Source organism: Candidatus Cloacimonadaceae bacterium (assembly GCA_030693415.1).
In the GTDB taxonomy this organism is placed as follows: Bacteria; Cloacimonadota; Cloacimonadia; order Cloacimonadales; family Cloacimonadaceae; genus JAUYAR01.
Map to the genome: position 1 here is coordinate 1 of JAUYAR010000045.1, position 11,156 is coordinate 11,156.

Sequence of the window (11,156 nt, forward strand, 5' to 3'; positions counted from 1 at the left end):
TATAAACATGAATCCCAGAAAATCCAGGCGCTGAAGCTGATAATATATATTTTTTCCGCAAAGCCCTGATTTTGGACACTAATTGGCTATTTTCCGAAACTCAAATACTATTTTTCAATGAGTTACGATTCCAAAATGACTTAAAACACATTTTTCATGCGAAACTTGGGCTATCATGCTGTATAACAGTTAGTTATGTACCTCACACCCCTCTCTTCCCCATTAGCATTACGGAGTCAATACGGACTTAGTCCGTATTGAGTCCGTATTGATTCCGTAATGCAAAGGGGGAAGGGTTTTTAGGGGAAAATGCAGCGCAGGATGCCGATCCTGCGAAGTGAACGGGTGAACAGGTGAACCCGTCATTCCAGCGAAGGCTGGAACTGGAATCCAGTCTTTGACTTAAAACTCCGCCCGTAAAGGATTTAATGCTTTTACCAGATGTCAACGGCGGAGTTTTGGGTCAAAGCGAAGTCTCAGCTAAATTGAGGCGTGAAATTAATCGGGTGAATGGGTGAGTGTGTGTGTTGGCGGGATTCTTTGTAGGGTTTTTGATATGATTTCAAAAGATCATTATGATCATATTGATCCGCGTCATCCGCGTTCTATTCTTTTTTTATCCCATTGATGCTCCTCTGCCGGAATCTATTGAGACTGTTCAAGGATACCCTTTCATTGGAAATGCAGGACAACGACAGAGATTGCATAGTGAGATGCTTAATCATCTTTATATTGTCGATTGTAAACAATCATGTTTTGGGGTGGGGAACTCGGCTTCCCAATGGGGTGGGGAATTCCGATTCCCCACAGCCACAAGATATCTACCGCGGACTGAGTTCGCTACCATCCCTCGCGGTTTTATCCATCTCATCGTGCTGCGCACGATAGCCGAATCGGAATTCGGCTTCCCAATAAGGAGGGGAACCCTGCTTCCCTGATTATTCCTCACCCCATCAAATACCCTGGATTAAAAAAACTATCCCGCCACTTGTCCATATCCTCGACCAATCCTGCAGAGAAAGGATTGGAGAGTATATAGTTTACCACATTCTCGTAATTGCTCATATTCCGGATAATCCTGTCAAAATAGAAATCATCCCAAATCTGCCCTTTCTTACCCAATGCGATGTTTATATGATTGGCAGTATAGCGTTTCAGCGATTGGACAATATTGCTTACATAGTAGTATTTACCAGCCTCATCTGTCAAAGCTTTTATTAATATATGAACATGGTTGGACATTACACAATAGGCGTGAAGCTCATATTTCTTGCCATCCAGATGATGAAATGCCTCAGTAACTATCTTGGCAAGTACAGGTTCATTCAAAGAAAATCCCGGATTTTGAAACTTGGCAAGTGCAAGATCATACTCCTGAAATCGCTGGAACAAATAAGCATTGCGGTTTTTTTGGGATTCAAGGTCTTGCATATTATTATCTGTTATAGTTTCTGCCTTCAGCTCCTCAAAAAGAGCAATGAGGTGTTTTGGCAAGGTGAATGCCAGACGCCAGGTTAGAAAGATGATGGAATCACTAAACTGGTAGTGAGGTCCATGGCTCCAGTGCTGATCGATTAGTTCTGCCATTGTTCCCTTTGGGGTGGGGAATTCCGATTCCCCACAACCACAAGATATCTACCGCGGAATAAGTTCGCTACCATCCCTCGCGGTTTTATCCATCTCATCGTGCTGCGCACGATAGCCGAATCGGAATTCGGCTTCCCAATGGGGTGGGGAAGAATCCCCCTGCACCCCCACGTGGTAATCTTTTCATAGCTTTGTCCCTTCGCAGTAGAGCAGGATGCCAGGGTAGCGCATGATGCCGATCCTGCGGAAACCGATACCGGTAAATTTTCTCCCTCCGCAGCATCGGCATGCTGCGCCACAGAAAGCCTGCAAAAGGCAAAAATCAAGGGGAAACCCTGCAGACGCGGAAACCGATGTGGATGTAGCTGCCGTCCGGGCCGTCGTAGTTCCGACTCGCAACCCGGCAGTAGTTGGCATAGTCGTACCAGCTACCGCCCCGAGACACACGATAGGACCCGCTCACAGGTCCAGTTGGATTGGACTGGGAACTCGAACTGTAGCTGCCATACCAGTCCCAACACCATTCCCACACATTACCACTCATGTCGTATATTCCCAAAGCATTGGGAGCTTTGGTGCCAACGGGTTTGCCGCCATAGGGTAAATTGTTGCCATTATACCAAGCCACGGCATTGATATCATCCGAGCCACTATACAGATAATCGGGGTTGTTGGTTGCGCCCCTGGCAGCATACTCCCACTCCGCTTCAGTGGGCAAGCGGTAGCCATTGACGTTCCAATTGCATATTGCCGCATCCCAGGTAGCATTGTCATAACTGGGAATCGCTCCCCAGTTTGCCGGATTGGTGGAACCGCTGATTGTGTAAACCGGCGTCAGCCCCTCAGCCATACTTCGTAGATTGCAATATCTCAGGATAGCATACCAAGATACATAATTCCCAGGATAGTTATCCCCCACACCATATCCTGAAGCTGGAGTGGGACCCGTGATAGCGAAATATTCTGCTTGCGTGACCTCATACTTGCCAATGTAAAAGGAGCTCAGAGTCACGCTATGGGTAGGCAACTCGTCAGACTCGCCGCTTCCGGTGGTTCTGCCCATCGTGAAGGTGCCGCCAGGGACATAGATCATCTGACCGGATGTGACACCAATCGTGTAAGTTGCACTCGCGATTGGGCTATTCTTCCAGCCTTCTTTATATGCCTGCGCTTTTATAGTTGTTGTTTCTGTTATATGAATCGGGGTTGAGTAAATTGGTGAATTTGATGCTGGGGTACTTCCATCAGTTGTATATACTATCGTTGCTCCAATAGTAGAGGATATAACCACATCCGCCGCAGGATAGTAGTAGATTCCTCCCGCCGGACTGAAAGTAGGTGTGGCAACTACCTCCGGAGCGGTAGGTTTACTGCATGAGCTTATAAATGCGAGCAGTAGTAATAAGGCTAATGACAACAAATAGCTTTTCATGCTATCCTCCTTGAATTAATTGGTTTAGTCTCAAATGTTAAGTCCCAAATGTTGGTGTAAATTCCAACTCATTGTTTTTCATGTTCTTTGAAGACTTGTTGGCAGGTCTTCGCATCACACAATATATACTTTGTGGTTGTTGTAGCGATAACAATCAACCAATTACACGATAAATCCACCGCTGATTTTCCGTCAAGAGCTTTCTTACCATAAATATATCTACCTTGTTGGAGACTGTTCAATCGTAAAACGATAGGTCTCACGTCCTCGCAGCATCGGCATGCTGCGCTGCTACAACAGCATTGCATGTAGCACTTGCGTTATCTTATTCTATGACTTTCACTTCGACGCGACGGTTGAGCGCGCGCTCCGCGATTGTGCTATTTTTATTGAGCGGTTTGGAAAGTCCAAAGCCTTCGGAGCGAAGGCGATCTTTTTCAATACCTTTTTCGATCAGATAATCCACGACCGCTTTGGCGCGGCGCTTGGAAAGATCGAGGTTATACTTGGCTTTGCCGATATTGCAGGTGTGCCCTGAGATTTCCACTTTGATCTCGGGATTGTTCAAGAGGGTGACCACGATCTCATTTATAAAGGGCAGTGAGGATTCCTTGATTACTGCTTTGTCAAAGGCAAACTGGATGTTGTGGAAGATGATTGGAGGTCTTTCCACTTCAAGCTTTTTCAGGGAGATATCGAGTTTGAACGGCTGTCCTGTCTTGGGTGGGCTAAAGTCTTGCGTGTAGTTGAAATAGCCGTCCTCGTTGATGATGAGAGTATAGTTTTCGGCATAGGGAAGTTTGATCTCAAAATTGCCTTCCTTATCGGACACGACAATATCCTTGTGGGTTTGTCCGTCCACGATGCCGGTGATTTCCAGCTCCACGCTGAGTGGGTTGCCATCGTCGTCGGTCACTTTGCCCCAAATAGCGAATGGCGGAGGGACGAGAGGCTTTTCGATTGCTCCCGTGATCTTATCGGGAGTGACAAGGCTGATGGCAGGAACTGGTTCGTCGATCATGGGAATTGAGATCCTGCTGCCGGTGCCGTCATCGATCACATAGCTGGAAGGAATCGTGTTTTTGAAGCTGAGCTGCACAATCTTTTCAAAGCCCTCGGCGGTGCGATCGGTGGATATGAAACCTTCGTTGCTGTCTCGGTTGTGATAGAAATAGCGGTCGTTGCGGATGGAATTCATCGGCAGACCAAGGTTTTCCGGGATCGACCATTCCTGCCATGAAGAACCGATTTTAACCGCTTTGAAGAGATCATAACCGCCGAAACCGGGATGCCCATTCGAGGCAAAAAACAGGGTTCTACCGTCGTAGTCCAGGAAGGGAGTTTGCTCGTTCTTGCTGGTGTTGATCCTCGGTCCCAGGTTTTGGGGACTTGACCAGAAACCTCCGGTCTTTTCGCTCACATAGAGATCCGTACCGCCAAAACCGTCATCGCGGGAAGAGGTGAAAAAGACGATCGAATCGTCATATACCATGGGATGCGTATCCACCTGGGACGAATTCAGGGGCAGGATATTGTCCGGCGGCGACCATTTCTTATTGTATTCGCTGTAATAGATATCGCCGTCGAGCTTGCTTTGTTCATAGTTGCCAAAGATATAGGCGCCACTGCCGTCCGCAGCAAAACTGCCAAAGGCTTCGTTGCCGTCGGTAATTAACTCGTTGACAAGCTCCGGTCTGCCATATCCGATGACGGCTCCGGAAGTTGAGCGTAGGATCTCCGATCGCCAGATGTTTTCCTTGTCGAATCTGCTGGGGCGCAGCGAGGTGAAATAAAGATATTTGCCCCAGGGATCGACGACCGCGCCATAGTCCGAATTGCGGCTGTTGAAGTGTCTCGGCATCGGTCTCAAATTCACTTTTTCAAATATCATCGCCTGCCTTCTGATGATCTCGATATAGTCATCCACACTTGTGCGAAACTCTTTGTCTCCGCTCTGTACGTAGCGGGCGAGCCAACTCATCGCGTTTGTGGTATCTTCCCTGGCGATATAGAGCCTTCCCAACCAATAATGATATTCGGGCACTTCACCATTGGCTGAATGATCTGCGGCTTTGAACTGATCGATCGCTCTTTTATAGTCCCCGCGATGATAATAATCCATCCCCTCAAGGGCATAACGTTCGCCTTTCAAACCGATCTGGATCGCACCAAGGGTGACCATGATGATCAGCAGAACAAAGCTGAGAAATGCATATTTCATAGCTCTCCCTCCACGTTTAGAATCTGAGAATCATCGAAATGATGTGGTCGTCGCTGAAGATATCATGGTTGTTTAGACGATAGACGTAATCAAGCTGAAAACTGCGGAACCGGATACCGGTGCCGGCGGAGAACCTACCTTGGTTGAAACCGAGGCGGATACCCGTCTGGGCATAGGAAAAAGCATCTCCCCAGGTGCTTTTCTCACGGACGGAGATCACCGAAAGTTTCGAATCCGCTTCCGGGTCCTTGCCGATCGAAGTCCAATATTCCGCGCCGAAAGCGACGTAAGGGTTTTCCGCCTGTTCCCATTTGAGATCGGTGGCAAGAGTCAAGCCGATGATCGGATATGCTGCAGCGCCAAGGGACAGCTCGGTCGGAACGCGGTCTCCGGCATAAGCACCATACAGATCGCGAACCATGAATCCCGCCTCCAGATACTGATTGACGTCGAATTTGGCACCCACGTCTATGCCCATGCCGGCTTTGGTTTCACCGTCCATGGAACTGAAATAGAATTTGGGGGTGACGCCATAAGCGAGGCGTTTGTATTCGTTGGCATAGCTGATGGAGATGTTGTGTTCGTCATCGCTGAAGTTTCCGGTGGGGTTGCCGATGTCGTCATATCCATCGATGTCGCTCACTCCGGCGTTTATCCATGAAAAAGCCATGGCGCCGAAATCAAAGCGTTTCGCGATTGCGGCGTATTTGTGGCTGCGGTCGTGATTCATTCCAAAATTGAGCATCGAGCCAAATTCGATATCTTTGAGCATCATCAGCCCGGCGGGATTCCAATAAGCTGAAGCTACGTCCCTGGTGATCGTCGATCCCGCTTCGCCCATGGCGATGATGCGGGCTCCGACTCCCATGCGCATATAGGCTCCGGCAGAGTTATTCACCCCTTCGGCGAAAAGCGGGAGGGTCAAAAGTAGAATGATCCCGCTAACTAATATAAGTTTCATCGTGTTGCGAAATCCGTTGTTGTTCATCGTTTTCATCGTTGCCTCCTTATTTCACCGAAATCTTGATGACTTTCTCGCTGCGGTTGATTCCATCAGTTGCCACGATTCTGGCAAAATAGGTGCCGCGCCCGACTTTCTTACCGCTGGAATTATTCAGATCCCAGAGGATTTCGATCAGGTTTGAATTCGTGGGTGGAACGGTCAGCGTTTTGATCTTCTTTCCCGCGAAATCAAAGATCGATACCGCCACCTGGACGTTGTCGTTTCGGCTGAGGACGAGTTTTATTCTTGTGGAGGATGCCGCAGGATTCGGATACGCGTAGGACGCGTCGCTGATCTGCAGTTCCTGGGATTGATATTCGATGGTTGTGGTCATGCTGGGCAAGCTTTCCACGCCGTTGTAGATTGCCGTGACGTAGTATTGGTATGAGGTGTTTACGCTGATGGCATAGTCGTCGTAGTAATAATCTGCGCCTAATTGGTTGATGATCGGAGTCGCGTTCATCTTGGTGAAGCCGGTTTCTGTCGTTCTGCGGCGATAGACGTTGAAGCCGTTCAACACTTTGGCGCCGATGGGCGAATTCCAGAGGATTCTGATGTAGCCGCCGTAGGTGAAGGCACGAACATCGATCGGCAGGAGCAGGACAGAATATCTCTCGCTGCTGATGGAGCTGCTGATCCAATCCGTTTTGAACGCCTTAGCTTTGACCATGAAGTCCTGCGCCTGTTCAGGGATCAGAATCGGATTGGTGTAGATTACGGAGCTTTCATCCGGGTCGCCTCCGTTAATCGTATAACGAATAGTGGCACCCGCGGTGGAAGAGCTCAATTCCAAATGCAATTCATTTGAGTACAACCCACCCGGGATGGACATTACCGGCGCTGCAACCGTTCCGGTGATGTTATAGATTGCGGTGATGGTCTCGCTGGGAATCCAGTCTGCCGCAAAACCCTTGATCAAGATGGTTTGTAATGTATTCTGCGAAATCGTCAGCGGGTTGGTGTAAGCAGGGGAATCGGAAGTCGGTTCGCTGCCGTCCAGAGTGTAGCGGATCGTAGCTCCGACTGGAAGGGTCGGTGCCGCGATGCTGATCGTCTGAGCGATAGTATAGGTTCCTGGAGCGGGTGTGAATGGTGTCTCAGGCATCTGAACCTGTCCGGTGATTCGATAGGTTCCGGTCGCGACATTGCTGGGATCCCATCCATTGAGGAATCCACGGATTCTGATCAGGAATTCGGGGGTGTTCAGAGGAATTTCGATCGGAGTAGTATAGATCGGAGAATCTGTCCAGGGAGCCGTTCCGTCCGTTGTATAGCGAATCACGGCATTTGAGGGATTGGCATGCGCAATAATGCTCACGCTCTGGGCGTTGGTATATACCCCTGGTGCGGGATTGAACAACGGCTGCAGCAATGTGACCTGACCGGTCATAATATACACTGCGGTATAGGTAGGGCTGGTGATCCAGTTTGCGGCAAAGGCTTTCACTTTCACTGTGATCATCGCGGGTCCCTGTAGCTGTATGGGCTGCGTATATTCCTGCGAAGTTTCGGTGGGTTCGTTTCCGGTCAGGGTATAGCGCAGGGTCGCGCCCAAAGGCAGAGTGTTTGTATTGAGCACCAAAGTCTGAGCTGTGGTGTAGGTTCCCGCCGGCGGTGTGAACACTGGATCGGGAATGCCCGCTATGCCTGTGACACTATAGTTTCCGGTATAGATAGGGCTGGGTAGCCAGTTTGCGGCAAAGGCTCTTGCTTTGATCTGCATGTTTGTGTTCAGGGGGATGCTGATCGGAGCCGCATAGATCGGAGAAGTTGCCGTCGGATCGGTTCCGTCCGTCGTGTATCTGATGATCGAACCTGCCGGAGCAGTGGAAGTATTGATGCTCACGCTCTGCGCCGTTGTATAGATTCCGGGGGCGGGACTAAATACCGGTGTGTTGATCGCCACCTCACCGGTGATCGTATAGATCGCCGTGTGGGTGATGCTGGGCGTCCAATCGGTCTGGAATCCCTTCACCTTGATCGTGGTATTGGTATTCAGCGCCAGATTGATCGGTGCTGAATAGACAGGCGATGTCGCTTGCGGTTCGCTGCCGTCCAGAGTGTAGCGGATAGTAGCTGCAGCAGGAATCGGAGCCGAGATTGCGATCGTCTGTGCCGAAGTGTAAGTTCCTTGTTGCGGAGAGAACACGATGGCGGGGAAAGTGATCTGACCCGTGATGTTATATACTGCGGACACGGTGTTGCTCGGCGTCCAGTCTGTCTTGAACGCGCGAACTGTGATAGTCGTGCCGGCATTCATTGGTAGAATTATCGGATTCCCGGCAGAATATGCCGGTGAGCTATCCGTCGGGGTCGATCCATCCAGAGTGTATCTCAAAGTCGTTCCCGTGGGAGTGGTGTTTGTATTCAGGGTCACGCTTTGCTGAGTCTGGTAGGTTCCCGCGGCAGGAGTGAACATCGGTGTCGGCAGCACGATCTGTCCCGTCACAATGTATGTGGATAAATAGACCGGGCTTTGCGTCCAACCGCTCAGGAAGGCGCGCGTCTTGATTGTCATCGTCGTATTCAGCGGAACATTGATCGGTGTGCTGTAAATTGCCGACGCGGCAGTGGGATCGCTTCCATCCGTAGTATAGCGAATGGTCGCGCCAGTGGGCGTTGTCAAAGTATTGATCACTACTGATTGAGCCGTTTGGAATGTTCCGGTGGCAGGCATAAAGACAGGTGTGTTGATGGCAACCGTTCCAGTGATCACATACACGACGGTGTAGGTGGTGCTGGGAACCCAGTTGTTTAGATATGCCTTCACTTTGATCGTGGTGTTTGTATTCAGCGCCAGACTGAGCGGAACCGAATAGATCGGTGAGGTCGTCGTTGGTTCGCTTCCGTCAATCGTATAACGCAAGGTCGCTCCGGCGGGAGTCGTAGTCGTATTGATGGATACAAGCTGCGCGGTTTGATATGTTCCGGCAGCGGGACTGAAGACGGGAGCTTCGATCGTCACCTGACCGGTTACAGAAAACACGCCGGTGTGGATCTGGCTTGGCAGCCAGTTCGCAGTGTAGGCACGCAATCTGATAGTGAGCGTCTGTCCTGTATTCACAGCGATCGGAACACTGTAGATCGGTGAGCTTTCATTAGGATCGCTTCCGTCCAGGGTGTAGCGTAATGTCGCGCCGCTGGGAATGGTATTCGTGTTCAAAACAACGTTTTGAGGCGTAGTGAAGAGCCCCGGAGCAGGTGTGAATACAGGTAGCTGGATGCTGACCTCGCCGGTGGTCGTATAGAATCCGGTGTGGGGCACGCTGGACGTCCAGTTGCTCTTGAAGGCTTTCACTTTGATCGTGAGCGTGCTGTTTAGCGGAAGCGAGAACGCGGAACTATAGATCGGTGAAGCGGCATTGGGTTCGCTGCCGTCGATCGTGTATCTGATCTCAGCGTCCGAAGGCACTGTGCTGTTTACCGTTATCATCTGAGCGACAGTATAGATACCGGGAGCGGGATTGAACACAGGCGTGTTGAACACAATCTGACCAGTGATCGTATATGTGGCTTCGACGGTCGCGCTGGTGATCCAATCGGGGCTGAAACCCTTCACCTTGATGGTGGTGGTGGTATTCAGCGCCAGCGGGATCGGGTTTTGATATGCCGGCGAGCCCTGATTCGGTTCGCTGCCGTCAAGAGTGTAGCGCAATACCGCGTCGGCGGGTATGGTGGCAGTATTCAAAGACACTATCTGAGCAGTCTGATAGAATCCCGCAGGAGGATTGAACATCTGAGTCGGCAGAGCAACCTGACCGGTGATAACATACATAGCGGAATAGATTGGGCTGGGCGTCCAATTGCTTCGGAAAGCCATCGCCTTGATGGTCATGGTCGTGGTCAAAGGAACCGTTATCGGCGCTGAGTATATCGGGGACGTGGACGTCGGATCGCTTCCATCAGTTGTAAAGCGAATTGTGGCATCCGCCGGTACGGGTGCGTTGATACTCACTGTTCTTGCACTGGTATAAGTACCTGCGGCTACGCTAAATACGGGCGCTGTAATCACCACCTGACCGGTCACGGTATAGGTCTGCGAAAGAGTAGCGCTGGCGATCCAACCGGTTCTGAATGCTTTTGCTTTGATCGTCCAAGTGCTATTCAGCGGAACCGGGATCGCTGTAGTATATTGTGTGGAAATCGTAGTCGGTTCGCTGCCGTCGATGGTGTATCTGATCACGGCACCGGGAGTTGAAGAGGTCAGAACCACCGAAACGGGTGCCTGGAATATTCCTCCCAAGGGGTTAAATACTACGTTCGCGACCGTTCCGGTAATGATGTAATTGGCTATCGTCAGGGGACTGGCAGCCCATCCGCCTTTAAAGGCTTTTGCCTTGAGGATGGTGCTTGTATCCTCTCCCAGAAGGATCGGGGCACTGTAGATCGTGCCATTTGTCTCGCTTGGTTCGCTGCCATCCATGGTATATCTGATCACAGCATCCGGCGTGGGACTCGTGATCACGATATTCTGTGGAGACTGATAAGTTCCCGCTGGAGGATTGAAAACCGGTGCACTCACGCCAAAAGCGTATTGGGCGCTGGCGATCACGGAATCATTCCAACCGGGTTTGAAAGCGATCGCCTGCAGATTCGTAGTCTGTGTGATCAGGATCGCACCCGTATAGACGATACCAATCGTAGCGCTGGGAACGCTTCCGTCCGTTGTATAGCGGATCACAGCATCAGCCGGATTTGGAGTTGAAATGCTGACCATCTGATTGGAAGCGTAATTACCGCCGGCGGGACTGAAGATCGGAACTGTCCAGGACACCTGACCGGTGATGTCATAGACTTCGGTTCCAGTGCTGCTTGAGTCCCAACCGGTCTTGTATGCCTTGGCTTTGATCGTCATCGTGATATTGAGTGGGATGTTGATCGCAGTCGTGTAAAGGGCTGAGGCATCAGTGGGT

The 11,156-nt window shown here is 50.4% G+C and carries 5 protein-coding genes; all 5 read right to left on the bottom strand.

The features are described from left to right. Window positions 1-945: 945 nt before the first annotated feature. Window positions 946-1,587 (bottom strand): transposase, encoded by a 642-nt coding sequence (locus Q8M98_03020; GenBank protein MDP3113726.1) that lies wholly within the window; start codon window positions 1,585-1,587, stop codon window positions 946-948. 322 nt (window positions 1,588-1,909) lie between these two features. Continuing rightward, complete coding sequence (locus Q8M98_03025; protein ID MDP3113727.1) at window positions 1,910-3,019, bottom strand: SUMF1/EgtB/PvdO family nonheme iron enzyme; 1,110 nt, start codon at window positions 3,017-3,019, stop codon at window positions 1,910-1,912. A 325-nt stretch (window positions 3,020-3,344) separates the two neighbouring features. After that, window positions 3,345-5,240 carry an OmpA family protein gene (locus Q8M98_03030; GenBank protein MDP3113728.1) on the bottom strand — a complete coding sequence of 632 codons (1,896 nt, stop codon included), beginning with the start codon at window positions 5,238-5,240 and terminating at the stop codon, window positions 3,345-3,347. 16 nt (window positions 5,241-5,256) lie between these two features. Further along, a complete protein-coding gene (locus Q8M98_03035; GenBank protein MDP3113729.1) occupies window positions 5,257-6,237 on the bottom strand; it encodes a hypothetical protein in 981 nt (326 codons plus the stop codon). A 10-nt stretch (window positions 6,238-6,247) separates the two neighbouring features. Then, window positions 6,248-11,156, bottom strand: a 4,909-nt coding sequence (locus Q8M98_03040; protein MDP3113730.1) for a chitobiase/beta-hexosaminidase C-terminal domain-containing protein, incomplete at its 5' end; no start/stop codon positions are given.